This is a genomic window from Erwinia persicina NBRC 102418 (assembly GCF_001571305.1).
In the GTDB taxonomy this organism is placed as follows: domain Bacteria; phylum Pseudomonadota; class Gammaproteobacteria; order Enterobacterales; family Enterobacteriaceae; genus Erwinia; species Erwinia persicina.
Genome location: NZ_BCTN01000005.1, coordinates 14,731 through 40,590, shown reverse-complemented (window position 1 = coordinate 40,590; position 25,860 = coordinate 14,731). Strand labels below are relative to the sequence as shown.

Annotated in this window: 26 protein-coding genes; 16 read left to right on the top strand and 10 right to left on the bottom strand. The window is 59.3% G+C overall.

Going from position 1 to position 25,860, the window contains the following annotated elements:
* The first annotated feature begins 94 nt into the window (after positions 1–94).
* The 3 genes from EPE01S_RS07235 to EPE01S_RS07225 all read left to right on the top strand — a co-directional run bounded on the left by EPE01S_RS07235 (position 95) and on the right by EPE01S_RS07225 (position 2,379).
* The gene (locus EPE01S_RS07235; protein WP_062743934.1) at positions 95–691 is read left to right on the top strand and encodes a short chain dehydrogenase; all 597 of its coding nucleotides are present in this window, start codon (positions 95–97) and stop codon (positions 689–691) included.
* Positions 692–1,013: 322 nt separating this feature from the next.
* Positions 1,014–1,580: a manganese efflux pump MntP gene (gene mntP, locus EPE01S_RS07230; RefSeq protein ID WP_062743933.1), complete on the top strand. Its 567-nt coding sequence runs from the start codon at positions 1,014–1,016 to the stop codon at positions 1,578–1,580.
* A 34-nt stretch (positions 1,581–1,614) separates the two neighbouring features.
* A complete protein-coding gene (locus EPE01S_RS07225) occupies positions 1,615–2,379 on the top strand; it encodes a helix-turn-helix transcriptional regulator (RefSeq protein ID WP_062743932.1) in 765 nt (254 codons plus the stop codon).
* On the opposite strand, the gene EPE01S_RS07220 is transcribed toward EPE01S_RS07225, so the two are convergent.
* Positions 2,369–3,001, bottom strand: coding sequence for a LysE family translocator (locus EPE01S_RS07220; protein ID WP_084344169.1), 633 nt, complete (start codon positions 2,999–3,001; stop codon positions 2,369–2,371). The genes EPE01S_RS07225 and EPE01S_RS07220 overlap by 11 nt on opposite strands.
* A gap of 245 nt (positions 3,002–3,246) precedes the next feature.
* On the opposite strand from EPE01S_RS07220, the gene azuC reads away from it, so the two are divergent.
* Positions 3,247–3,324, top strand: coding sequence for a stress response protein AzuC (gene azuC, locus EPE01S_RS24060; protein ID WP_118665912.1), 78 nt, complete (start codon positions 3,247–3,249; stop codon positions 3,322–3,324).
* 303 nt (positions 3,325–3,627) lie between these two features.
* A complete protein-coding gene (locus EPE01S_RS07210; protein ID WP_062743929.1) occupies positions 3,628–4,158 on the top strand; it encodes a cysteine hydrolase family protein in 531 nt (176 codons plus the stop codon).
* A gap of 70 nt (positions 4,159–4,228) precedes the next feature.
* On the opposite strand, the gene pckA is transcribed toward EPE01S_RS07210, so the two are convergent.
* Complete coding sequence (gene pckA, locus EPE01S_RS07205; RefSeq protein ID WP_062743928.1) at positions 4,229–5,845, bottom strand: phosphoenolpyruvate carboxykinase (ATP); 1,617 nt, start codon at positions 5,843–5,845, stop codon at positions 4,229–4,231.
* Between the two features lie 157 nt (positions 5,846–6,002).
* Here pckA and EPE01S_RS07200 point away from each other — a divergent pair, with 157 nt between their 5' ends.
* The gene (locus EPE01S_RS07200; RefSeq protein WP_062743927.1) at positions 6,003–6,896 is read left to right on the top strand and encodes a LysR substrate-binding domain-containing protein; all 894 of its coding nucleotides are present in this window, start codon (positions 6,003–6,005) and stop codon (positions 6,894–6,896) included.
* 57 nt (positions 6,897–6,953) lie between these two features.
* Here EPE01S_RS07200 and EPE01S_RS07195 read toward each other — a convergent pair whose 3' ends face one another.
* The 4 genes from EPE01S_RS07195 to EPE01S_RS07185 form a co-directional block, all read right to left on the bottom strand.
* Positions 6,954–8,126, bottom strand: coding sequence for a Gfo/Idh/MocA family protein (locus tag EPE01S_RS07195; RefSeq protein WP_062743926.1), 1,173 nt, complete (start codon positions 8,124–8,126; stop codon positions 6,954–6,956).
* A gap of 14 nt (positions 8,127–8,140) precedes the next feature.
* Complete coding sequence (locus tag EPE01S_RS07190) at positions 8,141–9,061, bottom strand: TIM barrel protein (protein WP_062743925.1); 921 nt, start codon at positions 9,059–9,061, stop codon at positions 8,141–8,143.
* Between the two features lie 18 nt (positions 9,062–9,079).
* Positions 9,080–9,211, bottom strand: coding sequence for a hypothetical protein (locus EPE01S_RS23900; RefSeq protein ID WP_255210136.1), 132 nt, complete (start codon positions 9,209–9,211; stop codon positions 9,080–9,082).
* A 200-nt stretch (positions 9,212–9,411) separates the two neighbouring features.
* Complete coding sequence (locus tag EPE01S_RS07185) at positions 9,412–10,443, bottom strand: LacI family DNA-binding transcriptional regulator (protein ID WP_062743924.1); 1,032 nt, start codon at positions 10,441–10,443, stop codon at positions 9,412–9,414.
* Positions 10,444–10,690: 247 nt separating this feature from the next.
* Here EPE01S_RS07185 and EPE01S_RS07180 point away from each other — a divergent pair, with 247 nt between their 5' ends.
* Together EPE01S_RS07180 and EPE01S_RS07175 are read left to right on the top strand one after the other, a co-directional pair.
* Positions 10,691–11,308 (top strand): TetR/AcrR family transcriptional regulator, encoded by a 618-nt coding sequence (locus EPE01S_RS07180; RefSeq protein ID WP_062743923.1) that lies wholly within the window; start codon positions 10,691–10,693, stop codon positions 11,306–11,308.
* Positions 11,305–12,171 (top strand): helix-turn-helix domain-containing protein, encoded by an 867-nt coding sequence (locus EPE01S_RS07175; RefSeq protein ID WP_062743922.1) that lies wholly within the window; start codon positions 11,305–11,307, stop codon positions 12,169–12,171. The genes EPE01S_RS07180 and EPE01S_RS07175 overlap by 4 nt, the downstream gene beginning before the upstream one ends.
* 128 nt (positions 12,172–12,299) lie before the next feature.
* Here EPE01S_RS07175 and EPE01S_RS07170 read toward each other — a convergent pair whose 3' ends face one another.
* The 3 genes from EPE01S_RS07170 to EPE01S_RS07160 all read right to left on the bottom strand — a co-directional run bounded on the left by EPE01S_RS07170 (position 12,300) and on the right by EPE01S_RS07160 (position 14,150).
* The gene (locus EPE01S_RS07170; RefSeq protein ID WP_062743921.1) at positions 12,300–12,512 is read right to left on the bottom strand and encodes a YdgH/BhsA/McbA-like domain containing protein; all 213 of its coding nucleotides are present in this window, start codon (positions 12,510–12,512) and stop codon (positions 12,300–12,302) included.
* 270 nt (positions 12,513–12,782) lie between these two features.
* Positions 12,783–13,703 (bottom strand): nucleoside hydrolase, encoded by a 921-nt coding sequence (locus tag EPE01S_RS07165; protein WP_062743920.1) that lies wholly within the window; start codon positions 13,701–13,703, stop codon positions 12,783–12,785.
* A gap of 51 nt (positions 13,704–13,754) precedes the next feature.
* Positions 13,755–14,150, bottom strand: coding sequence for a hypothetical protein (locus EPE01S_RS07160; RefSeq protein WP_062743919.1), 396 nt, complete (start codon positions 14,148–14,150; stop codon positions 13,755–13,757).
* A 195-nt stretch (positions 14,151–14,345) separates the two neighbouring features.
* On the opposite strand from EPE01S_RS07160, the gene EPE01S_RS07155 reads away from it, so the two are divergent.
* The 8 genes from EPE01S_RS07155 (at position 14,346) to kdpD (ending at position 25,262) form a co-directional block, all read left to right on the top strand.
* Complete coding sequence (locus EPE01S_RS07155) at positions 14,346–15,263, top strand: DMT family transporter (protein ID WP_062743918.1); 918 nt, start codon at positions 14,346–14,348, stop codon at positions 15,261–15,263.
* Positions 15,264–15,400: 137 nt separating this feature from the next.
* Positions 15,401–16,873 (top strand): UbiD family decarboxylase, encoded by a 1,473-nt coding sequence (locus EPE01S_RS07150; RefSeq protein WP_062743917.1) that lies wholly within the window; start codon positions 15,401–15,403, stop codon positions 16,871–16,873.
* Between the two features lie 118 nt (positions 16,874–16,991).
* Entirely contained in the window at positions 16,992–17,927 is a 936-nt protein-coding gene (locus EPE01S_RS07145) for a LysR family transcriptional regulator (protein ID WP_062743916.1), read from the top strand.
* 159 nt (positions 17,928–18,086) lie between these two features.
* Complete coding sequence (gene kdpF / locus EPE01S_RS23235) at positions 18,087–18,176, top strand: K(+)-transporting ATPase subunit F (protein WP_084344168.1); 90 nt, start codon at positions 18,087–18,089, stop codon at positions 18,174–18,176.
* A complete protein-coding gene (kdpA, locus tag EPE01S_RS07135; protein ID WP_062743915.1) occupies positions 18,176–19,861 on the top strand; it encodes a potassium-transporting ATPase subunit KdpA in 1,686 nt (561 codons plus the stop codon). The genes kdpF and kdpA overlap by 1 nt, the downstream gene beginning before the upstream one ends.
* Positions 19,862–19,877: 16 nt before the next feature.
* Positions 19,878–21,926 (top strand): potassium-transporting ATPase subunit KdpB, encoded by a 2,049-nt coding sequence (gene kdpB / locus EPE01S_RS07130; RefSeq protein WP_062743914.1) that lies wholly within the window; start codon positions 19,878–19,880, stop codon positions 21,924–21,926.
* A gap of 11 nt (positions 21,927–21,937) precedes the next feature.
* Positions 21,938–22,510 (top strand): potassium-transporting ATPase subunit KdpC, encoded by a 573-nt coding sequence (gene kdpC / locus EPE01S_RS07125; protein ID WP_062743913.1) that lies wholly within the window; start codon positions 21,938–21,940, stop codon positions 22,508–22,510.
* Positions 22,511–22,571: 61 nt separating this feature from the next.
* Entirely contained in the window at positions 22,572–25,262 is a 2,691-nt protein-coding gene (kdpD, locus tag EPE01S_RS07120; protein WP_062743912.1) for a two-component system sensor histidine kinase KdpD, read from the top strand.
* Here kdpD and EPE01S_RS07115 read toward each other — a convergent pair.
* Positions 25,240–25,842 carry an alpha/beta hydrolase gene (locus tag EPE01S_RS07115; RefSeq protein WP_062743911.1) on the bottom strand — a complete coding sequence of 201 codons (603 nt, stop codon included), beginning with the start codon at positions 25,840–25,842 and terminating at the stop codon, positions 25,240–25,242. The two genes, kdpD and EPE01S_RS07115, sit on opposite strands and share 23 nt — an antisense overlap.
* Between the last annotated feature and the right edge of the window lie 18 nt (positions 25,843–25,860).

Below are 25,860 nucleotides of genomic sequence, written 5' to 3'. Positions count from 1 at the left end.
CCCTGGGTTCGGAGTTCCCGAAAGTATCGCGCATTTATTCGTCCACCGCACTGCGTCACACTCATCGGACTGAATAACCGACAGGAGAGAACAGATGAAAATTTTAGTGATTGGCGCCACGGGCACCGTGGGTCAGGGCATCGTGCAGGAGCTGGCACAGGATCACCAGGTGATCCGCGTCGGAAAAAACCACGGTGATTATCAGGTCGATCTGAGCCGTGAGGAGAGTGTCAAAGCGTTGTTTGCTCAGACAGGAAAGGTCGATGCGGTAATTGCGGCCACCGGCGGCGTACACTTTGGCCCGCTGGCAGAGATGACCAGCGAGCAGTTCAACCACGGCCTGCAGGATAAGCTGATGGGGCAGGTGCGGTTAGTGCTGATGGGTAAAGCCTTCGTCAATCCGGGCGGCTCATTTACTCTGACCAGCGGTATTCTTGCCCAACAGCCGATCCGTACCGGGGTCAACGCCACGGCGGTGAACGCAGCGCTGGAGGGTTTTGTGCTGGCCGCCGCCGCCGAGCTGAGCGGGTTGCGCATCAACGCCGTCAGCCCGACGGTATTAACTGAATCGCTGGAGAGCTACGGCCCGTTCTTCCCGGGCTTTGAAAGTGCTCCGGCAGGCCGCGTGGCGCTGGCTTATCGCCGCAGCGTTGAGGGGATTGATACGGGAAAAGTCTACAGGGTGTGGTAATTGCCGTCTGGAACAAAAGGGGCGATATTTTGCCGGAAGCCGGTGAAATATCCCCCCACCCTCGCCAGGGATGTATATCCCTACTCTTTTTGTAAGACGGTAATTCTTTTAGAGTTTCCGCTCTGAATTTGACCTCTAAATTAGCCACTGTTAAAAAGTATAGCCGAGGCTATACTCAAATCCCTGATTTTACTGTCTTTTTTTCTGGCGATTAGCATGCTAGGATGCGTCTCACTTGAACAGGCTTATGATTATTTTTACAACATAAGCTGATGTTTTAACGACCTGAAGCGCCACTGTGCCTTCAGCCCGGATAAATACAATGAACCTATACGCAACCCTGATTCTGGCTTTTGGTATGTCGATGGACGCCTTTGCGGCGGCAATCGGCAAAGGGGCCAGCCTGCATCGCCCCAGCCTGAAAGAAGCGCTGCGTACCGGCCTGATCTTTGGCGCGATAGAAGCCCTCACCCCGCTGATCGGCTGGGCGATTGGTCTGGCCGCCAGCCAGTATATTATGGCGTGGGATCACTGGGTGGCGTTTGGCCTGCTGTTTATTTTAGGCAGCCGCATGATCATCGAAGGGCTGCGTAAGAAAGAGTGCAAGCCGGAAGAAGCGCCTGCGAGCCACGGTTTCTGGCTGCTGGCCTGTACGGCGGTGGCGACCAGCCTGGATGCGCTGGCCGTAGGCGTGGGCCTGGCGTTCCTGCAGGTGAACATCGTCACCACTGCACTGGCCATTGGTGCGTCCACCATGATAATGGCCTCGGCCGGTATCCTGCTGGGCCGTTTCCTGGGCCCGGTGATGGGAAAATGGGCAGAAATTTTCGGCGGTGTAGTGCTCATTGGTATTGGCTGTAGTATTTTAGTGGAACATCTGGGCCGGTGAATGCACTCTCCGGCCTGTCAGGGGCGGGGTGGATATGCCGTTATCGATAGTCGACTGGAACAGCCACAATCAGATTGAATGTTCGCACCTCACTGCCAGCCATGCGGCGTTCCCGCTGCACACCCACGAAGAATATGTCATCAGTGCCAACCTCAGCGGCATTGAAACCCTCAGCCTGCACCGGCAAACTCTGTTTGTTCACGCAGGCGATATCACTATTTACAATCCTGAAACGCTGCAGTCTTCGCAGTTTGGTGCCGATCCGGTGGAGTTTTACAGCATTCATCTGCCGCGTCAGGTGTTTGCCGATCCTGACGATCGATCTCCGCCGATCCTGTATGAAGGGGTACTGCGCGATCCCACGCTGTTTGCCGCCATCTGCGGCTACGTGCAGTCAGGCGATGAAGAACAGGAGCAAAGCCTGCTGTGGCTGACCAGCCAGTTATTGCAACACCGTCGCGGCAGAAAGCAAGAACCTGCCCCCCTTCCCGTGGGACGGGCGCTGGAGTGCATGCGCGACAATCTGACGGTAAAGCTGACGCTGGACGAACTGTCTGCCGCTGCCGGACTGAGCAAATATCATTTCGTGCGGCAGTTTCGTCAGCAGACGGGCATTGCCCCGCTGCAATATCATATGCAGCTGCGCCTGCTGGCGGCGCGTAATCTGCTGCGTGACCACCACAGCGCCCTGGATGTGGCGCACCGGTTGGGCTTTTACGACCAGAGCCACTTTATTAACAGCTTTCGCAAAATGATGGGGATCACCCCCCATCACTATCTGCGCAGGCTCAGCCGATAAATTCACGGTAGCCGGAGAGGATGACGTAACCGGCGAAATAGCAGAAAATCACCGCCGACGCGATATACGACCAGCGCAGCATCTTCGCCCCGAGCATGCGTCCGCCAACACTCCCCATCGCACACAGCACCGCCGTCCAGGTCACGCCCGCCAGGAAAAATCCGCTGAGGAACCATCCTGACGCCGCTGTGCCGCTGCTGCTCATCCGCGAAATCAGAGCACCACCGACCGCGGCAAACCACAGGATCGCCGTGGGCGATGACATGGCGAGGAAAATACCCCGGAAGAAATTCTGACGAATACTGAGTGCCTGGCCGATGTCTCCGGCACTGAGATCTGCCGTCGGGCGCAGGGCGTTCTGCACCATTTTCCATGCAAACCACAGCAGGATGAGCGATCCCCCGATCCACAGCACCCAGCGCACCGCAGTGAACTGCAACAGCACCGCCATGCCTGCCATCGCGAGGATCGCATAGATCAGATCGCCCACGCAGGTGCCGATCCCCAGCCAGAAGCCGTGAAAGTAACCGCGCTGCATGGCCAGGGTGATCATCGCAATATTGGCGATGCCGATATCCAGACACAGGGAAAGACTGAGAAGAAAACCATTTGAAAAGGGCATTAGCGTCCGACTGATGAGGGAAGAGAGGCCCATTATGTTCAGGCTTTTCCCTGAAATATTGGAAAAAATTGCGCCTCCGGCAGAGGGGAGATGCCTGCCGGGCGGCGGGGCCGTTTAGCTCTGGTTTATCTTTTTATCGGCATACTGAGGGCGATTATGTGATCTGGCTCATAAAATATTGCCTGAAAAATGGGCTGCATGTATAATTTTCTAGCAATATTCAATAAAGCGGCATACAGGCCATCATGAAAAAATTCTTCAAATACGTGTTCCGGGTTTATGTCGACACCTTTAAACACGTACCGCCCGGGGCTGTTCTTTAAGCCTGGCTGCACCGAAAACCCTCGATAATGCGTCGGTCAGGGATTGACCGATGGTTATCACCCGTTTCGATTTTCCCATGAGAAAGCTATTGCATAACCGTCGCGTCTGCGCGAATCTGTCCTCTATGCAACCGACTCAGCTGTGCCTTACCACCCCAACCACCACCACCGCTTATGGCGGCGTGTGGCGAGTTTGCGTGTCTGAGTAGTTAGCACACCTTCCCCCACCCGCCGGTTTCCGACGGGGTCGCTTATTTCTCCGTCGTCACTGGTGTTAATCAGGATTGTTAAAGGAGAAATAACATGTCTGACGCCTCCGCGTTATTAGTGATTGATATGCAGGCAGGCTTACTGCACGGCCCGCAGGAGCCTCACGATAAAGCCGGTTTACTGGCGAACGTTTCCCATCTGATCGTCGCGGCCCGTTCGCAGCAGGTGCCGGTCTTTTTTGCCCAACACACCGGTCCGGCGGGATCGCCGATCGCCGCTGACAGCATGGCGTGGCAGCTGGCTGCGGAACTGCCGCGTGCGCAGACGGACCGCTGTTTTAACAAAGCGCGGCCCAGCTGTTTTGCCGGCACGCCGCTGCTGGCATGGCTGCAGGCGTCTGACGTGAAGCGGCTGGTGATCGCCGGAATGAAAACAGAATACTGCGTTGACACCACCTGTCGGGCGGCGGCAGATCTGGGGTTTGACGTGGTGCTGGTGAGCGATGCCCACAGCACCCCGGACAGTGGCGTGCTCACCGCCGCGCAGATAATTGCCCATCATAATGCAACGCTGGCGGGGCCGTTTGTCCGTCTGGTCAACACGGCGGATGTACGCTTTGTGTAACGGAGCCGGACAGCCTTCAGCAGGATAAACGGAATAAGGCCGGTAAGGCCTTATTCCGCCTGAGGGAGGATCAGAGGGTTGGCCCGGCCTGAGCGATACGCGCGCCGTCTTCTGTGCGGGTGTACTGGGCAAAGTTGTCGATAAATAAGCGGGCTAATTTTTCGGCCGCCTGCTGCCACTGTTCTGCGCTTTCCCAGCCATTGCGCGGGTCAAGCAGGGCATCCGCCACCCCCGGAACCTGAGCCGGGATCATCAGCTCAAAGATCGGTAGCCGGGTATCATTCTGCGCAATCGTCCCGTTAAGGATAGCGTTGATAATATTGCGGGTATCCTTCAGCGACAGGCGCTCCCCTTTACCATTCCATCCGGTGTTGACCAGCCAGGCTTCTGCCTGTGTTTCCGCCATTTTTTCTGCCAGTACGCTGGCATAACGGGTCGGTGGCAGCATTAAAAAGGCGGCCCCGTAGCAGGCAGAAAAGGTCGGTGTCGGCTGGGTGATGCCGCGCTCGGTGCCGGCGAGTTTAGAGGTAAATCCGGACAGGAAGTGGTACTGCATCTGTTCACGGGTCAGGCGCGAAACCGGCGGCAGCACGCCAAAGCCATCGGCCGCGAGGAAAATCACTTTCGACGGATGGCCTGCAGCGGACACCGGGCGGACGATATTCTCAATATGATCCAGCGGGTAAGAGACCCGGGTGTTTTCCGTTTTGCTGCCATCAGCGAAGTCGATGCTGCCATCGGCCTTCACCACCACGTTTTCCAGCAGCGCGTTGCGGCGGATGGCGCGGTAAATTTCCGGCTCTGCGGCTTCACTCAGATTGATGGTTTTGGCATAGCAACCGCCTTCAAAGTTGAAGACGCCCTCCGCGTCCCAGCCGTGTTCGTCATCACCGATCAGCTCGCGCAGCGGGTCCGTGGACAGCGTGGTTTTACCGGTGCCGGACAGGCCGAAGAACAGCGCAACATCCCCCGCAGCGCCCCGGTTGGCGGAGCAGTGCATTGAGGCAATTCCCCGCTGGGGCAGCAGGTAGTTCATCACCGAGAACAGCCCTTTTTTCATTTCGCCGCCGTACCAGGTTCCGCCGATCAGCTGAATTTTCTCGGTCAGATTGAAGGCCACAAAGTTTTCAGAGTTCAGCCCCTGTGACTGCCACTGGCTGTTGGTGCACTTTGCGCCGTTCATTACGATGAAATCAGGGGTAAAGTTTGCCAGCTCTTCTGCGGAAGGGGCGATAAACATGTTTTTCACAAAGTGCGCCTGCCAGGCGACTTCTGTCACCACCCTGACCGCCAGCCGCGAGTCGGCATTGGCACCACACCAGGCGTCGACCACGTAGAGTTTTTTCCCTGACAGCTGCTGGCAGACCAGCGCGCGCAGTTCTGCCCAGACGGCTGGCGACAGCGGTTTATTATCATTACGGCCATTGCCGGCGTCAGACCACCAGACGGTATCTTCGGTCAGAGCATCCCTGACGATATATTTGTCGCGCGGGGAACGCCCGGTAAACTCGCCGGTATCCACCGCAGCCGCACCGGAGGCGGTCAGGGTGGCGCGTTCCCAGCCGGTAAGCCCGGGCGCGGTTTCATGCTCCATCAGCAGTTCATAGCTGGGGTTGTAAATCACGTCATGAAGGTCGGTAATACCAAGGTCTGACAAAGCGGCTTTTAGAGAGACAGTGCTGGACATGAGATACCTGACTAGTAATGGTCTGAGGATGGGTTAACGGTTTGTTGCGAACTCGTGCAGGAATACTAGCACTGGATAATGGATGCTCTAATTGCATAATTTCTATGCTGCATGCTAAATTTGCATAGCGCTTTTGCGACAGGGGAAACAGACATCGATGATCGGTAATCTCGAAGTAAAATGGTTTTATGATGTGATTGCCCTGGAGGAGAGCCGGAGTTTTACCCAGGCCGCAGAGAAGCGAAATATTTCGCAGTCCTCCTTCAGCCGCCGTATTCAGTCCCTTGAGTCTGCGCTGGGTTTTATGATTTTTGACCGCAGCAAAAATCCGTTACAGCTGACACAGCAGGGTAAAAACTTTATCGGTTATGCCCGCAATATGCTTGATGATATGGATTTCCAGCTCAACCGAATCAAGGGGTTAGACAACCTCAGGCAGAGCATTAAAATCGATGCGGCCCCGTCGTTATCTGTGCTGCTGCTGCCCGAAATGATTGCCGGATATAACGACAGCCTGGAGCGCATTCATTATGTTGAATCGATTAACGTGGATGAGGCGGTTTATAACCTGAAAGAAGGGAAGTGTGATTTTATTCTGAGTTTTTATAACGAAGAATTGATGAACTTTCCCTTTGTCCATCATAAGATTTTCGACTCCCACCTCCACCTGGTCACGCCCTGTGACGAGCACGGTCAGCCACTGTATTCCCTGAGTAACGATATTCTGCCCCTGATGAAATATGCCAACGACAGCTATATGGGACGACAGGTGAATCAGGTGATCGATACGCTGTCTGACGACACCTTTTCACTGCGGTTTGTCTCGTCGATGAGCGAACTGCTGAAGCGCATGATCGTTAACGGCCAGGGGGTGGGCTGGCTGCCGCAGTATTCGATCAAAGATGAACTGCGTGAGGGCAGGCTGGCCATTCTGGATCCTGCGGTGTCGCTGGAAATTAAAGCCTATGTCTACCGCTCCGGCTCCAGACTGAATCTGTCTGCGGAGCGATTCTGGCAGTATATTCGCTCCCAGCCGACACGGCGGGAGTAACGCCCCGGGGCGAGGCGGGGCCGATCGGCTTTTTCGCCCCGCCCGGCACAGCGCCTGTTACGCGAAATCGACCCAGGTCGCGCCCGCATCGGCTGACGCAACGCAGCGCTCCACCCACTGCACGCCGGCCACCCCGGCATGGACATCCGGATACCAGAAATCTGCCAGCAGCGCATTATCACCCCGGTCGGTCGCATCCATGGCAATCGCAAAACGGCGGTACAGATTCGACCAGGCTTCGAACAGCCCTTCCGGATGGCCGCCGCCAATACGGTCTTCTTCCCGCGCACGCGAGGCCAGGTAGCCCATTCCCCGCTCCAGAATACGCACCGGCTCACCCTGAATTTCATACCGCAGCTGGTTTGGCTGTTCGTCCCACCACTCCAGGCTGGCTTTCGATCCGATCACGCGGATCTTCTGGCCGTGCATCGATCCGCAGTTCACGGCTGAACACCACAGCGATGCCACCGCCCCGTTATCGTACTCCATCAGGACAAAGGCGTTATCCTCCAGCGGCGCACGGGTTTTAACAAAGCTCTGGCGTGAACACATCAGGCGTTTGATTTTCAGATCGGGCAGCATGGTTTCTGCCAGGAACAGCGGGTGGGTCGCCAGGTCGCCCAGCACGTAGCTTGGCCCGACGAAGGCCGGATCGACGCGCCAGCGGGTGCTCGGGTTATCCAGCTCGACCGCTTCATTATGGAAGCCGTGCGAGAACGACATATTCACAATGCGAATATCGCCCAGCAGACCTTCCGCAATCATACTGCGCGCCTGCTGGATCAGCTGATGCCCGGCGTAACCGTAGGTGACGCCGATAATTTTATGCTGCCTGTGGCTCAGGGCGGCCAGCTCTTTCGCTTCTGCAGTGGTAAAGCACAGCGGCTTTTCACACACCACGTGCAGGCCAGATTCCAGCGCGGCTTTACAGATGGCGAAATGCGTATTATTGGGCGTGGCGATCGATACCGCTTCAATACCGTCAGCGCGCGCGGCTTCTTCAGCAAACAGCGTCTGATAGTCCGGGTAGCAGCGATGGCCATCCACGCCCAGACTCTCGCCAAAGGCGCGGCCACGTGCCGCATCAATATCGAACGCGCCCGCGACCAGGGTAAAGGTGCTGTCGCGCAGCGCAGCCGAACGATGGATATAGCCAATCTGGCTGGTTCCGCCGCCGCCTACCATGCCCCAGCGCAGGGAACGATCGAGAGGTTTAATGCCGTTAATCATCTGATATTCCTTAATTAAAATCCGACAGCGGTGAGATAACGCAGGCTTTCGGTCACGTCGTGCAGACTGCCGTCGGCCTGGCGCGGGTCGCGTTCCTGTTCGATGGTGATCCAGCCCTGGTAATGGCGCTCCGCGAGGAAGGCACGCACGGCCGGATAATCAATCGCCCCCTGGCCAATCGGGCACATTACCCCTTCGGCACAGGCGGTAAAGAAGTCGAGTTCACGGGCGAGGACATCGCGGAATACCGCGTCGTTCACGTCTTTGAAATGCAGATAATCAATGCGCTCAAAATAGTGTGCCAGCGCCGGGATCGGATCCATGCCGGCGTAATAAAGGTGGCCGGTATCCAGGCACAGGCCCGCCACGCTGTGCGGGATGGCCTGCACCAGCTTTTCCAGTTCATCGGCAAATTCAATGTTGCCGCCCGCGTGCGGGTGGATCACCGGGCGTACGCCGTAGGTATGGGCAATACGGCTTATCTCGCTGATGTGATCGATCATGCGCTGCCAGTCACTGTCGGACAGGCGGGCGGCTTTGTCGTACTGACCGGCGAAGCGCGCACGGTCGGCATTACCGAAGTCGATAATCACCAGATAGGGGGCCGGCAGGTTATCGCCGTGAACGGGTGCGGCCGTGGGAACGGCCGACAGATGGCGGCACAGGTGATGAGTCAGTGCAATCATCGCAGGGAAGTTCGCTTCGCTGACCAGGTCGTCAAAGATCGTTCCCGCGACTATCGTCAGGCCATACTGCTGCAGTTTTTCGCTTAGCAGTGCCGGGTCAGTGGGCAGGTAGCCCCAGGGTCCCAGCTCAATACTGGAATAACCGGCCTGCGACGCCTCTTTCAGCACCTTCTCGTACGGGGGCAGGTAGGGGTTTTTCGGGTCATCCACCCCCCAGCTGCAGGGGGCATTAGCAATATGAATCGTCATTTCGCTGTCCTTTCTTGATCAATGAGCAGGGCACCTGGTGGTGCTGGAGATGACCGACGAATCATAGCCAAACAGCAGGCCACCCAGCGCGGCGACAGCGCAGATCGCCATCACATACGCCATGTTGTGTTTTGGTGTTGTCCGGGACACAAGATAATCCTTCCGTTGTTATTTGAAGGAAGTATCAAACAAACGTTCCATTGATCACAATGATGGAATATTTGTTTTTTGATGGTGATCTCACTAAATTTGATAGTTTCACATGATAAAATTCTATCATTTCAGTGAATTCAGCGGGTTATTCGACAGGGGTAACCAGCGGGTCGGTGGGGGCCGACCCGGCGAGGGGCTCAGTAGTTCTCTTTCGTGATCAGTTCAAAACCACTGGTAAGGGCAATAAAGCCGCCATGCTCATCGCGGCTGGCCTGCTGCATCGCCTCGACAACGCGGGCAGCCAGCTCATCCAGCCGGTGAGCGATCATGATGTCCAGCGTGCCGTCGATCAGGGCCAGCTGCGCATCCTGCAGTGGCCCGTGGCAGATCAGGGTGATCTCGTGCCGTCTGTCGCTGTCGCGCAGCGCATTGACCACCCCTTCGACCCCGCCACACGGGGCATAGATCACCGACAGCTCCGGGTGACGCCGGATCAGATCAGCGGTCACCTGATAGCCCTGCGCCACGTTTTCAAAACTCTTTACCGGTTCCAGCACCGTATGACCCGTGGCGTACTCCCGCAGGTAGGAGCGGAAGCTGATCTCACAGGTTTCCTGACATAAAAAACGATTATCACCGACGATAACCCCCACTTTACCGGGCGGGCCGCTCAGACGTTGCACGGCCCAGGCGGCGGTTCTGCCCGCTTTGCGGTTATCGAGACCGATATAGCCGGAGTGACCGCAGGGCGACAGGTCGGAGAGAATAGTAAAGACGTTAACACCCTTCCGGCTGGCTTTCTCAACCGCCCGGCGGATCAGCGCATTGTCGAGGGCAATCAGTGCCAGAACGTTAACGTGATCGCTCAGGCTGTCGATAGCGGCCGCCGTTTCTTCAATCGCGTGGATATCGTGAAACGCGAATTCAACGGCTGTCCCTGCCTGTAAAAACGGGGCGGCATGCTGTTCCAGCGCCCGGGCAAAGGTATCGTAAAACGAATAGTCACGTGACAGCAGGATCACCCCAATACGCAGTGTGCCTGCGCTCTGGCGTGGCACCGTGGCCGTGAGAAAATCAGGGTCGAAACGGTAGCCAAGCCGCGAGGCGGCCTGAATCACGCGGCTTTCCGTATCCGGACGTACCGGTGCCCGACGGTTCAACACGCGGTCAACGGTGGCAACGCCCACGCCCGCTTCGCGGGCAATGTCCGTCAGTGTGGTTTTTTTCATCAGAGAGCCCTTGATAAGCGTTATGACAAAAAACTATCACGTCTGCTGACGGCGCAACAGCACAGGCGCGGAGGTAAATACTCAGGACATGAAGCATGTCAGATTATTTTTTTTGTTTTAGATGAAATAAGATTCAAAAATTTCATTTCAGGACGTGCCGAAAGGAGCTTAAAAAAAACTGAAAATGGACAGATTTATGCTATCGTGCTGCAAACATACCGTGTGGTATCTTTGAAATGAAAACGTCATGAACAATCACTCTCTCTCCGCCCTTTCTCTGCGGGCAGCACTCTGCTGTGAGCGAGGCTATAAACGTAAAAAACAGCCCGAGCAGGTGCGGGCGGCGCTGATCCACAGTGCCGCTGAACTGGCTGCGATGCAGGGGCTGGCAGGTGTGACCGTGCAGGCGGTGGCGGCGGCCGCAGGTGTGACAAAAGGGGGATTCTTTCATCACTTCCCCCATAAGCAGGCGCTGCTGGATGCAGTATTTGATCACTTTATGGCAGAGAACGAGCAGGCGATTGACCGCATGATGGCGGCCGACGACCTGGCGTCAGGCTGCTTCACGCGCGCTTATATCAGCGTTGCGTTCGACGATATTTTACAGGCAGAGAAAAGCCTGAGCATGCCGCTGTCGCGGTCAATGATGGGCTCGCCCGAACTGTGCGAACGCTGGGCGGCGTGGCTGGCCGGGCGGCTGAAACGCCACCATGACACCGACAGCGAGCCACAGCATGAAGTGGCGCGGCTGGCCGCTGACGGCGCCTGGCTGGCCTGTTCCCTGGGAAATTCCCGGGGCATTCGTGACCCGTTAACGCTGAAAAACTATTTGCTGACACTCACCAGAGAGCATCATTCACCGTGAAAACGACCTTCAAACAGGAAGTGGTTTACCAGCTTCTGCACTGGCTGGAAGGGAATATCCATACGCCACTCTCCATCAATGATTTCGTTGAGAAATCGGGCTATTCCAAATGGCACCTGCAACGTATTTTCAAAGAGGTGACCGGGCAAAAGCTGGCGTCGTACTGTCGGCAGCGACGGCTGACCTCCAGTGCGTTTATGCTGCGCCTGTTTGATAAGCAGATTGACTCCGTGGGCAGCGAACACGGTTTCTCCAGCCATAACGTCTATCACAAAACCTTTAAGCGGCATTTTAACGTCACGCCGGCGCAGTACCGGGATGCGTTGCACTGGTCCTGCAAGGGATTATGCCCGCCGATCAATCTCACGACCCAGCCCGTGCCGGAGGGCCGTCTGGTCGAACTGGATGCGATGACCTTACGGGGACGGGTGACGGATTATGCGTTCACGCAGGACACGATCTGTCACTTTTGCTGGGATAAGCGTGAAGCGCTCTGGCGGCAGCGGCTGGCAGAGGCGGCGGCTCATCCCGGTGCGCTGTACGGTTTATCGAACGTGATTAAAGGGGGGCCGCGTGCGGATGACTGCGCCACCCTGCAGTATCTCGCCTGCTTTCATCCTGACGCCGGGGGAACAGAAACCCCGCTGGTTGAGATTGCGGTCGAAAAACAGACCTATCTGCACTTCAGTTTTAATGGTGAAGCGCAGCAGTTCGCTGACTTTATTAAGCTGATTTATGAACACGCGTTGCCGACCGCAGGCGCTGTGCGTCGCGATGGCTATGATATTGAACGTATTGATCCGCAGCGTTTCAGCGCGTCACGAAGTGGTCGCATCGATTATTACGTGCCGGTGCTGGTCTGACGCCAGGCTGGACGTGGCGAAGGCGGTGGGGTTCGGACTGGCGGCGGCAGGATCGGGTATGCCCGTTCCCTGGATCACAGGGACCGGGCATATAACCTTAAGTCAGGTGACTGGCAGTCAGGCAGAACTTATTTCAGCAACTTGGCCGTCATATGAACGCCGTTGTTGGTGTTGGCTTCGATAATTTTGTAAGACGATGCACCGGCCTGCTGTGCCTGAGCGGCGATTTTCGCTTCAGCGCTGTCCAGGGTGCTGCCGGTTGCGGTGACGCTCTGCGCAAAGCTGGCGAAAGAAACCGTAGAGAGCATGATAACAGCAGCAAAAGTTTTGATAGATTTCATGGGGTCATTCCTTCATTAGATTTGTTTGGGTAAGGCGTTTTGCCTCGTTGGAAACAATAGTACGCCTGCTAATGAAGTTGTGATAGCGGAGTGATTTGCTGTTGTTTATCAAAAAAATTGATTGATAATTGACCGCGTTTTACATAACTTGCAGAGCACTGACTTTTGCTGCGCTTTCACCCCCTGTCTTGACCCCAGTTGACACAAAACCGCCCGCCGTGAGGGAAATCACCCCGGCGGGCGGTTTTGTGTCAGTCAGCCGCCGTCAGTTCAGTTCTGCAGCGTAGCAAGGAAATGCGCTTTGACTTTCTCAGCCTCGACGGTCAGGCACAGTTTCTGCACGCAGCTGCCGGCAAACGGATCGTCGTAGGAGGCGGCGCTGTGCAGCTGACGCAGCGTCTGGCCACGGCTAATCCCCTCAGTGACCACCCGCACCGGCGACGCCGTCACGCCAAACCATTCCGGGTGGCAGAGGTAAGCAATGGTCAGGGTATCGTGCAGCGGCATGCCTTCCGTTCCCTCTTTTTCGCGGCTGTATTGCAGATAGCGGCGGGAGATGGCTTCCAGCACCGGGTGTTTCAGGGCGCGTATCTCATCGCCGCTGACCAGCACCTGATGGGTGACATCCAGCGGCAGCAGCACGACAGGCAGCCCGGCGTTCAGCACCTGATCTGCGGCGTGCGGATCTTTCCAGATATTAAACTCAGCAAACGGGGTGACGTTACCGCTGTGACCCTGAGTCCCAAAGGCACCGCCCATGATCACCAGCTGTTTGATCTGCGGCACGATATCGGGCGCCTGGTTGATGGCCATGGCAATATTGGTCAGCGGGCCGATAGCCACGAGGGTAAGGGCATCGGGGTGGGCGCGTACGCTGCGGATAATAAATTCAATGGCGTTATCCGCGGCCCCGTTCCACGGATTGTCAAATACACCACCCAGTCCGTCCTCGCCATGTACCGCCCAGGCGGGCGTCGACGGGGCGTGGGCCAGCGGCCGGGAACTGCCGCGATAGATCGGCACATTCAGGCCAATCTTCTGGCTGAACAGCCGGGCATTACTGACCGCCTGGCTGACCGGCACATTGCCAAAAACCGTGGTGATGCCAAGAATATCGAGGCTTTTTGCGGCAAAGGCGAGGGCGAACGCGTCATCGACGCCAATATCGGTATCAAAAATTATCTTCTGCATCAGATTTTCCTTTCCGTTGGGCTGCGCGCCCCAGCCTCCCTGGCTGCGTTGTCAGGTGGTCAGCAACGTATGCAGCGCCTGTAAATCACGTTTAACACACTCCAGCTCCTGGGCAAATTTTTCATCCGACACCAGCGGCTGTCGAAAGACGGTGATCAGCACCTGCGATCCCTCTTCATTCGCCACGATACGCATTGGAACAAAGATCTCTTTGCTGTAACCGCCGTCGATGTAGTGGTCCATGATGCAAAAAGGGTTATGCGCCGTAAAGCGGACTTTCACCGGGCCGTGCGGCCCGCGCCCTTTCCAGCCGCTCCCTTCCGGCTCCAGCGGCCCCTGGCTCAAACCCGAGGCCCACTTGGGGAAAAACTCCGGCTTCCAGATCGTTTCATACAGGTCTACCCAGTTACGGTGGATAGCCAGGCTAAGGGTGTGTGAGGACAGCATAAAACCTCCGGTCAGTGTTCAGTAGCGAATTTAAGCACCCCCGCCGACAGATGAGAAGCCCCGGAGGGCCTGTTATGTCTATACCACGACACAGCTCGCAAATTCATGTCAGCGATCTCAATGGCCGTTAACGGCTTGTTTTGCCAGCCTGCCCGGCCTATAAATACGGCTCAACGAAGGACGGGGAGAAAGGGTATGAAGCAAGGGGATATCGGGCGCTTAGTTCTGCTGGCCGCCATCTGGGGGGCCAGCTTTATGTTTATGCGCGTGGCCACACCGTATTTCGGTTCACTGAATACCGCCTTTTTGCGCGTGCTGTTTGGTTGCCTTGGCCTGCTGACGCTACTGCGGGTACTGCGGGTCAGGATCCGCTTTAGCGGCAAGGCGCTGCCGGCCGTGTCGTTAGGTGTGATCAATTCAGCCGTTCCGTTTGCGATGTACTGTCTGGCGGCAAAGTGGCTACCGGCGGGTTACTCCGCCATTCTTAACGCGACCACTCCGCTGATGGGCGTGCTGATTGGGGGGCTGTTTTTCAGCGAAAAATTTACCCTGAGAAACATCGCCGGGGTGCTGCTGGGTCTGCTCGGTATCGTGCTGCTGACCACCACCGGCAGCCTGGCCTTGTCACAGGAGGTACTGCTGGGTATTGCGGCCTGTCTGGTGGCGACGGCCTGCTATGCCAGCGCAGGCTTTCTGACGAAAAAGTGGATTGGCGATCGCGGCGGCATGGATGCACGACTGGTGGCGCTGGGCAGTCAGATCGGGGCCAGCGTTTTCCTGCTGCCGTTCTTCATCGGGTCGCTCCTCACCCAGCCTGCGGTATCGTGGTCTCATCCCGGCGTCTGGCTGTGCGTGCTGGCGCTCGGCCTGGTGTGTACCGCCTGGGCTTATATTCTTTTCTTCCGTCTGATTGCCGATATCGGCCCGCTGAAAACGCTGACCGTTACCTTCCTGATCCCCCCGTTTGGCGTGCTGTGGGGCTATCTGTTCCTCGGGGAGACGCTGTCGCAGGGATTTATCGCCGGGGGGCTGGTGATCATCGTGGCGGTATGGCTGGTGGCCGGGGGCGTGAAAGCAAAACCGCACATCGAAGAGGTCTCCCTCAAATCCTGATGCCCCTCTGAAGACGGAGGGGGGATGCGCTGCCCGCAGAGCATGAGCAAAAGGGTATAGCGGGTAACTTTTTCAGTGATATCCGGTGCGGTGGCTGGCCTGCATACTGATGCCATCACCACCATACGGAGACGACGATGACACCTGCTGTTCACGATCTGCGCTCTGCGCTGGCCCTGCTGGCCGACCTCCCGGGCGAACGGGTGGATACCGATACTGAAGTGGATGCGCATGCGGAACTGTCCGCCGTATACCGCTACGTGGGCGCGGGCGGGACGACCCGGCGGCCGACGCGCGAAGGGCCGGCAATGTTATTCAACCGGGTGAAAGGCTTTCCTGATTTCCGCGTCGTGACCGGCATACTGGCCTCACGGCGTCGCGTGGGTCATCTGCTGGGCTGCGATCCGGCACGCCTTGGCCATTTGCTGATGGACTCGGTGAGTCACCCCATTCCACCAGTGCTGACGCAACAGGCCGACATCCCCTGTCAGGAGGTGGTGCACCTCGCCAGCCATCCGGATTTTGACCTGCGCACGCTGCTGCCCGCCCCGACCAACACTGAAGAGGATGCCGGTCCCTATTTCACCATGGGGCTGTGCTATGCCAGCGACCCGGAAACTGGCCAGTCCGATGTGACCATTCACCGGTTGTGTATTCAGGGGCGCGATGCGCTGTCGATGTACTTCGCCCCCGGCCGCCATCTGGATGTGTTTCGTCAGAAGGCGGAAGCCGCCGGGCAGGCGCTGCCGCTGACCATCAGCATCGGTGTTGATCCGGCCATTTACATCGGTGCCTGCTTCGAGCCACCCACCACGCCGCTGGGATTTGATGAACTCAGCGTTGCCGGGGCATTAAGAGGGCGTGCGGTGGTATTAGCGCAGGCGCGCACGGTGGATGCGCGAGCCATTGCTCATGCGGAAGTGGTGATTGAAGGGGAACTGGTGCCGGATGTGCGGGTACGTGAAGACCAGAACACCCATACCGGCAAGGCAATGCCCGAATTTCCCGGCTACACCGGGGCGGCGAATCCCGCACTGCCGCTGATCAAAGTAAAAGCGGTCACTCATCGCCAGCAGCCCATCCTGCAGCACACCATTGGCTGCAGTGAAGAGCATGTGAATATGGCCGGTATTCCGACCGAAGCCAGCATTCTTGGCATGGTTGAACGCGCGATGCCGGGACGTCTGCTGAATGTCTATGCCCATCCGGCGGGGGGCGGGAAGTTTCTCGCCGTTATGCAGTTTAAGAAAAGCGGGCCGATGGACGAGGGGCGGCAGCGTCAGGCGGCGCTGCTGGCCTTTTCCGCCTTCCCCGAACTTAAACACGTCATGCTGGTTGATGAAGACGTGGATATTTTTGACAGTAACGACGTGCTGTGGGCGATGCAGACGCGCTATCAGGGGGATGTGGATACGCTGTTTATCCCCGGCGTCCGCTGTCATCCGCTCGATCCGTCGCAGATACCGGCCTTCAGCCCCACCATCAGCGATAAGGGGATCGCCTGCAAAACCATTTTTGACTGTACGGTGCCCTACGCGTTGAAAAGCCAGTTCCAGCGCTGCCAGTTCAAAGAGGTGGACGTAAAACGCTTCCTGCCGGATTTCACCTGAGCAGCAGTCTGGCCGCAGGGGCGCGCTGTCTGCCGATCGCCCCGAAAAGCATCACCGGTTTCGTCGCACTGACTGCATTGCGGTAAAAAGGCGTTTTCTCCTGCCACCGGATCCCGCCATGCTGAAACTCAAACCGCTGTACTATTTCAAAACCGTGGTCGAAAAAGGCTCTATTTCGGCTGCGTCACAGGTGCTCTACACCGCACAGCCGCCGATCAGCAAGGCACTGTTACAGCTGGAGTCCCACTGGGAACTGCGGCTGTTTGAACGTACCCCGCGCGGCATGATCCCCACCGATGCCGGGCGTTATCTTTACCAGCGCGCCAGCGATCTGTTACAGCTGGCAGAGAGCATTGAGGGAGAGATGCACGCCTTCCGCGAAGGGCAGTGCGGCGTGCTGCGTATTGGTTGTGTCGATATGGCGACGGGCCTGCTGGCCGGGGCCATTGCCGCACTGCGTGCAGACTACCCGGAGCGTCAGTTTTCGCTGCATCAGGGCGATCCACTCTTTCTGGAAGAGCTGCTGGAGCGCCGCCAGATTGACGCCGCGCTGGTGCATCTGCCGCTGACCCTGACGGCCAGTGATGTTGACAGCATGGCACTGCAACAGCTTTGCGTGCGGGCGCTGTGCCTGGCTGATGACCCGCTGGCGGAGGCGTCATCGCTATCGCTGGCGGCGCTGGCGACGCATCCACTGGTGCTGCTGCGCCGCCAGCGTGGATTCGGCATGTACGAACGGGTGCTGGCCTGTTTTCATGATGCGGGCCTGACGCCTGATGTGGTGGCCCAGGCCAGCGATCTGCCGGTGATGAAACAGCTGGCCCGTCAGGGCGTGGCGATCGCCCTGGTGCCGTCGCTGGGCGACAGTCCGCCGGACACCGGGCTGGTGGCGCTGGCGGTGCCTGAACTGGATGGTGCCGCCGACAGGCTGGCACTGATTTATCATCATTCGCACGCCGGGAGCGCGGCACTCAGGCCACTGTTGAGCTATTTTATGGCCGTCGCCGCGCCCGGCGGGCGTCCCGGTGAAAAAGCAGAGCAACCTCTATTGTAAGGGCAGCATGCCTTCACCCCCCCGTGTCAGCAGAAGAAATCTTCGCCACAGGTGGCCCATTTTTATACTTTTTTTACACCCCAGCCCCGCATTTTTACATCAACTTTGCACGCCACTCGCAACAATAGCTGAACTGAATAACGCCTCTGGAGGTGTGTTGTGAGCGTCGCTGTGATTACCGGCATTGTGCTGGTCTGTTTGCTGCTGGGCTACCTGGTGTACGCCCTGATCCGTGCGGAGGAGTTCTGATGGCCGCTCCCGCATTTTTACTGATTGCCACCTACCTGGTGCTGCTGATGCTGCTGGCCCGCCCGCTGGGTAAAGGGCTGGCGCGGCTGGTGGATGACCGGCCACTGCCCGGCATGGCCGGGGTGGAGCGCGTATTGTGGCGTGTGAGCGGCGTGGCCCCGGAAGGCATGAGCTGGCAGCGTTATCTGTGGGCGATCCTGCTGTTTAACGCCTGCGGCCTGCTGCTGCTGTTGGTGATACTGATGAGCCAGGGCAGCCTGCCGCTGAACCCGCAGCACCTGCCGGGACTGAGCTGGGATCTGGCGCTGAACACCGCCGTCAGCTTTGTGACCAATACCAACTGGCAGGCGTACGCCGGGGAAAGCACCCTGAGCTATTTCAGCCAGATGGTCGGCCTGACGGTACAGAACTTCCTGTCGGCAGCTACTGGGATGGCCGTGGCCTTTGCCCTGATGCGCGGCTTTGCCCGCCGGGCGCTGGGAGAGCTGGGTAACGCCTGGCGGGATATCACCCGCATCACTCTCTGTGTGCTGCTGCCGCTGTCGCTGCTGATGGCGCTGTTCCTTGTCAGCCAGGGCGTGCTGCAGAACACCGACGGCTACCTCAGCCTGACGACGCTGGAAGGGGTGAAACAGACGCTGCCAATGGGGCCGGTGGCCTCGCAGGAAGCGATTAAAATGCTCGGCACCAACGGTGGCGGCTTCTTTAACGCGAACTCCGCGCATCCGTTTGAAAACCCGACCGCCTACAGCAATTTTGTACAGATGCTGGCGATCTTCCTCATCCCGGCCGCGCTCTGTTTTGCCTTTGGCGATGTGGTGCGTGACCGCCGTCAGGGCCATGTGCTGCTGTGGGCGATGTCGCTGATGTTTATCGGCGCGGTGGCGGTAGTGATGTGGGCTGAACTGAACGGTAACCCGCACTTCCTGACGCTCGGCGCAGACAGCGCCATCAATATGGAAGGCAAGGAGACGCGCTTCGGCATCCTGAACTCCAGCCTGTTTGCGGTGATCACCACGGCGGCCTCCTGCGGTGCCGTCAATGCGATGCATGACTCCTTTACCGCACTGGGCGGTATGGTGCCGATGTGGCTGATGCAGATCGGAGAGGTGGTGTTTGGCGGCGTCGGGGCCGGGCTGTACGGCATGCTGCTGTTCGTGCTGCTGGCGGTGTTTATCGCCGGGCTGATGATCGGTCGCTCGCCGGAGTATCTCGGCAAAAAAATCGACGTCTGGGAAATGAAAATGACCGCGCTGGCAATCCTGGTCACGCCCTGCCTGGTGCTGCTGGGGACCGCGCTGGCGATGATGACCGACGCCGGACGCAGCGCGATGCTGAACCCGGGCACGCACGGCTTCTCGGAGGTGCTGTATGCGGTGTCATCGGCGGCCAACAACAACGGCAGTGCCTTTGGTGGCCTGAGTGCCAATACCCCGTTCTGGAACCTGCTGCTGGCGTTCTGCATGCTGGCGGGCCGCTTCGGCATCATTATTCCGGTGCTGGCGATTGCCGGTTCCCTGGCGCTGAAAAAGGTACAGCCCGCAGGCCAGGGCACGCTGCCCACCCACGGGGCGCTGTTTATCGCCCTGCTGATTGGCACGGTGCTGCTGGTTGGTGCGCTGACCTTTATCCCGGCGCTGGCCTTAGGGCCGGTGGCGGAACATCTGCAAACGATCGGACGTTAACGGGCGGAGAAGAGAGATGAGTCGTAATCAACAGGCGCTATTTGATGGAGCGCTGATGCGTACCGCGCTGCTCGATGCGTTTAAAAAACTGGATCCGCGTACCCAGGTACGCAACCCGGTGATGTTTGTGGTGTGGCTGGGCAGTATGCTGACCACGCTGCTGGCCATCGGTATGGCCAGCGGAAACATGTCCGGAGACACCGGTTTTACGTCGTCCATTGCCGTCTGGCTGTGGTTTACCGTGCTGTTTGCCAATATGGCCGAAGCCCTGGCGGAAGGGCGCAGTAAGGCGCAGGCCAACAGCCTGAAAGGCATTACCAAAACCAGCTTTGCCAAAAAACTCGGGGAACCGAAATACGGTGCCAGCCATCAGTCGGTGGCCGCCGAATCGTTGCGCAAAGGCGACTGGGTGCTGGTGGAAGCCGGCGATATGATCCCCTGCGATGGCGAGGTGGTGGAGGGGGGCGCATCGGTGGATGAAAGCGCCATTACCGGTGAGTCAGCGCCGGTGATCCGCGAATCCGGCGGTGACTTCTCCTCGGTGACCGGCGGTACGCGCATTCTCTCCGACTGGCTGGTGGTGCAGTGCAGCGTCAACCCGGGGGAAACCTTCCTGGATCGCATGATCGCCATGGTGGAAGGGGCCAAACGGCGTAAAACGCCAAACGAGATTGCGCTGACCATTCTGCTGGTAGCGCTGACCATCGTCTTTCTGCTGGCCACCGCGACGCTGTATCCGTTTACCGCCTGGGCGGGAGAGCCGGTCAGTCTGACCGTGCTGGTGGCGCTGCTGGTGTGCCTGATCCCCACCACCATTGGCGGCCTGCTGTCGGCCATTGGCGTGGCCGGCATGAGCCGCATGCTGGGGGCCAATGTCATCGCCACCAGCGGGCGTGCGGTGGAAGCCGCCGGTGATGTGGACGTCCTGCTGCTGGATAAAACCGGCACCATCACCCTCGGTAACCGTCAGGCAACACAGTTCCTGCCGGCCGCCGGTATCAGTGAACAGCAGCTGGCCGATGCCGCGCAGCTGGCCTCACTGGCTGACGAAACCCCGGAAGGGCGCAGTATTGTGGTGCTGGCCAAGCAGAAATTTAACCTGCGTGAACGTGACCTGAAAAGCCTGGATGCCACCTTTATCCCGTTCTCGGCGCAGACGCGTATGAGCGGAGTGAACGTGCAGGACCGGACGGTGCGTAAAGGGGCAGTGGATGCGGTACGCCGCCATATCGACAGCAACGGCGGCCAGTTTCCCCTTGAAGTCAACGGGCTGGTGGAGCAGGTGGCGCGCGCCGGCGGTACGCCGCTGGTGGTGTGCGACGGTGCCACCGTGCTGGGCGTGGTCGAACTGAAAGATATCGTTAAAGGCGGCATCAAAGAGCGCTTTGCCGAACTGCGCAAAATGGGCATCAAAACCGTGATGATCACCGGGGATAACCCGCTGACAGCGGCGGCTATTGCCGCCGAAGCCGGGGTGGATGACTTCCTGTCGGAGGCGACGCCGGAAGCCAAACTGGCGCTGATCCGCCAGTATCAGGCAGAAGGGCGGCTGGTCGCCATGACCGGGGATGGCACCAACGACGCGCCGGCGCTGGCCCAGGCCGACGTGGCGGTGGCGATGAACTCAGGGACGCAGGCGGCGAAAGAAGCGGGCAACATGGTCGATCTGGACTCTAACCCGACCAAGCTGCTGGAGGTCGTGCATATCGGCAAGCAGATGCTGATGACACGCGGGTCGCTGACCACCTTCAGCATCGCCAACGACGTGGCGAAGTACTTTGCCATTATCCCGGCCGCCTTTGCTGCCACGCTACCGCAGCTCAACCGGCTGAACGTGATGCACCTGCATTCGCCTAACTCCGCCATCCTGTCGGCGGTGATTTTTAACGCGCTGGTGATTGTGTTCCTGATCCCGCTGGCGCTGAAAGGCGTGAGCTACCGTCCACTGAGTGCCGCCGCGCTGCTGCGTCGTAACCTGTGGCTGTACGGTGTGGGCGGTCTGCTGGTGCCGTTCGCCGGTATTAAACTGATTGATATGCTGCTGACCCTGCTGGGTCTGGTATAAGGAAAATAATAATGAGCCAATTACGTCCTGCCCTGTTTTTACTGATCGTACTGACGCTGGTGACCGGGCTGCTCTATCCTCTGTTAACCACCGGACTGGCACAGTGGTGGTTCCCACAGCAGGCGGCCGGCTCGCTGCTGCGGGTGGAGGGCACCGTGCGCGGGTCGGCCCTGATCGGCCAGAGCTTTACCCGGGCGGATTATTTCCAGGGACGGCCCTCCGCGACGGGCGATGCGGCGTATAATCCGCTGGCCTCCTCCGGCAGTAACCTGGCGGGCAGCAATCCGGCGCTGGATCAGGCGGTAGCCGGACGCGTGGCGGCGCTGCGCGCCGCCAACCCACAGGCCAGTGCGCAGGTGCCGGTGGATCTGGTTACCGCCAGCGCCAGCGGCCTGGATCCGCAGATTTCACCGGCCGCCGCCCGCTGGCAGGCCCCGCGCGTGGCGGAGGCGCGGCATTTACCGCTGGAAACCGTGGAGCGGCTGATTGCCGACCACACCGGGACGCCCCGCCCGGCATTTATTGGTGAACCGGGTGTTAATGTGCTGGCGCTGAATCTGGCGCTGGATGCGTTGCAGCGTTGAACCACACGCAGGCGTCGGGCATCCCCCGACGCCTGCGGTTTCTGGCTAATAAAGGAATCTGATGAACGACGAACTCCAGCGCCCGGACCCGGATGCCTTGCTGCGTCTGGCGGCGGAAAGCCGGCGCGGTAAGCTGAAAATTTACTTTGGTGCCTGCGCGGGCGTCGGCAAAACCTGGGCGATGCTGCAGGAGGCCCGCCGTCTGCGTGCGCAGGGGCTGGAGGTGCTGGTGGGCGTGGTGGAAACGCACGAGCGCCCGGAAACGGCGGCGCTGCTGGCCGGGCTGACGATACTGCCCCGCCGTGCCACCGGGCAGCATCGTCACCCCGAGTTCGACCTGGACGCGGCGCTGGCCTGCCACCCGGCGGTGATCCTGATGGATGAGCTGGCGCACAGCAACGCGCGCGGCTCGCGCCATCCGAAGCGCTGGCAGGATATTGAAGAGCTGCTGGATGCGGGCATTGATGTGATGACCACCGTTAATGTGCAGCATCTGGAGAGCCTGAATGATGTGGTGGGCGGCGTCACCGGTATCCGCGTACGGGAAACCGTACCCGATCCCTTTTTCGATGCCGCCGACGAGGTGGTGCTGGTGGATCTGCCGCCGGACGACCTGCGCCAGCGGCTGAAAGAGGGTAAGGTCTATATCGGGGAGGGGGCCGAGCGTGCCATTGAAAACTTCTTCCGCAAAGGCAACCTGATTGCCCTGCGCGAGCTGGCGCTGCGGCGCACCGCCGACCGCGTGGACGACCAGATGCGCGCCTGGCGCGACACCCAGGGGCGCGAGAAAGTCTGGCACACCCGCGATGCGATTTTGCTGTGCATCGGGGACAACAGCGGCAGCGAAAAGCTGGTACGCAGCGCCGCCCGCCTTGCCGCCCGGCTCGACAGCGTGTGGCACGCGGTCTATGTCGAAACCCCCCGGCTCTATCGCCTGTCTGAAGCGCGGCGGCGCGGTATTCTGCGCACGCTGCAGCTGGCGCAGGATCTCGGGGCGGAAACCGCGACCCTCTCCGATCCCAGCGAAGCCAACGCCGTGCTGCGCTATGCCCGTGAACATAACCTCGGCAAAATTATTATCGGCCGCCGGCCTGCCCGGCGCGCGTGGCGTGAGCGTTTTGCTGACCGTCTGGGGGAGCTGGGGCCGGATCTCGATATTCTCATTGTCGCGCTGGACGACCCGCCGCCGGATGCCGTCAGCCCGCTGGCGCCGCGTGCCGGGGGGAGCGAAGGTAAATGGCGTGCTCAGATGAAGGGCTGTGCCGCCGCGCTGCTGCTGTGCGCGCTGGTCACCGTCGCCGGACGCTGGCTGCTGCCCGCCGTCGACTCCGTCAACCTGGTGATGGTCTATCTGCTGTCGGTGGTCATCGTCGCCCTGCGCTATGGCCGCTGGCCGTCGGTGGCGGCAACGGTGATGAACATCGTCGCGTTCGATCTGGTGTTTGTGGCCCCCACCGGCACCATGGCGGTATCGGACGTGCAGTATCTGGTGACCTTCGGCGTGATGCTGGCGGTTGGGGTCATCGTCGGCAATCTGACGGCCGGGGTGCGCTATCAGGCGCGGGTGGCGCGCTACCGTGAGCAGCGCGCGCACCATCTGTATGAGATGGCGAAGGCCCTCAGCCGCGCCCTCAGCCAGCGTGATATTGCCACCACGCTCCAGCGCAGCGTGGAGAGCACGCTGCAGGCCCGCAGCGAACTCTATTTACCCGATGAGCAGGGTGAGCTGGTGTCGGTGGGCGATACGCACCTCAGTGCGGTACCGGACCGCGCCATTGCGCGCTGGAGTTTTGATAAAGGCCAGCCCGCCGGGGCGGGAACCGATACGTTGCCCGGCGTCCCCTGGCAGATGCTGCCGCTGAAAAGCGGCAGGGAAACGCTGGGCCTGCTGATCCTTGAACCGCTGAATCTGCGCCAGCTGATGATCCCGGAGCAGCAGCGGCTGGTGGAAACCTTCACCGTGCTGATCGCCAACGCGCTGGAGCGGATGAACCTCAGCCAGCGCGAAGCGGTCTCCCGCCTGGCCGCCGAGCGTGAACAGCTGCGTAATGCGCTGCTGTCGGCGCTGTCCCACGACCTGCGTACGCCGCTGACGGTGCTGTTTGGTCAGGCGGAAATTCTTACACTGGATCTGGCGTCTGAAAACTCACCCTATGCGCCCCAGGCCAGCGCGATGCGTGAGCAGACGCTGAATACCATTCGTCTGGTGAACAACCTGCTGGATATGGCGCGTCTGCAGTCCGGCGGTTTCCTGTTACGTCGCGAGTGGATGGCGCTGGATGAACTGGTCGGCAGCACGCTGCGTCAGCTGGCACCGCTGCTGGCCGGGCGCAACGTCACGCTGAACCTGCCGCCGATGCTGCTGATCGACGTCGATGGTCCGCTGATGGAGCGGGTATTAAGTAATCTGCTGGAAAACGCGCTGAAGTACGGGGGAGCGGGGGCAGATATCGGTATCAGCGCCACGCAGCCGTCGGCGCAGCAGCTCCAGCTTGAGGTCTGGGACAGCGGCCCGGGGATTATTTCCGGGCAGGAAAAGCTGATTTTCGAGAAGTTTTCACGTGGCGACAAGGAATCGGCGGTGCCGGGGGTCGGACTGGGACTGGCAATCTGTCAGGCGATTGTCAACCTGCATGAAGGGACCATCCGGGTGGAGAACCGGCCGCAGGGCGGGGCACGCTTTATCATCACGCTGCCGCTCACCCCACCGCCGGAGCTTGAGGACTATATTACGCCAGACACGACGCAATAAAGGCAGCAGCACGCGCGGCACCCTGTGCCGAAATGGCGTGGCCCACGCCCGGTTCATACTGGCTGCTGACCTGCACGCCCAGTGTGCGCAGACGCTGCTCCGCGGATTCACTCTCCTGCACCGGGATCACCTCATCGGCCATGCCGTGCACCAGCAGTACCGGGGTATTCAGCGCCGGGGTGAGCGGTAGAGGGGACGACAGGCGGCCGGAGAATGCCACAATGCCGGCCAGCGGCCAGCGGCCGGATACCAGCGCATCCAGCGCCATGATCGACCCCTGCGAGAAACCGGCCAGCACCACCTGGTCGGGACGGTCACTCATCTGATGCTGGTCAAGGATTGCCTGAAGCGTCTGGTCAAACGCCGCCCGCGCTTGCGCCACGCGGGCAGGGCGGTTTTCCGGGGTGACGCCCGTCAGGCTGAACCACTGCCAGCCTGCGCCGTGTTCAAAATGTACAGGGGCATTGGGGCTGGCAAAGCGCACGCCCGGCAGGGTGGATGCCCAGTGATCGCCCAGGCCCGCCAGGTCATCGCCGCTGCTGCCGACGCCATGCAGTAAAATGACAAGTCCCTGCTTCATGGTTGTCTCCTGAAATCA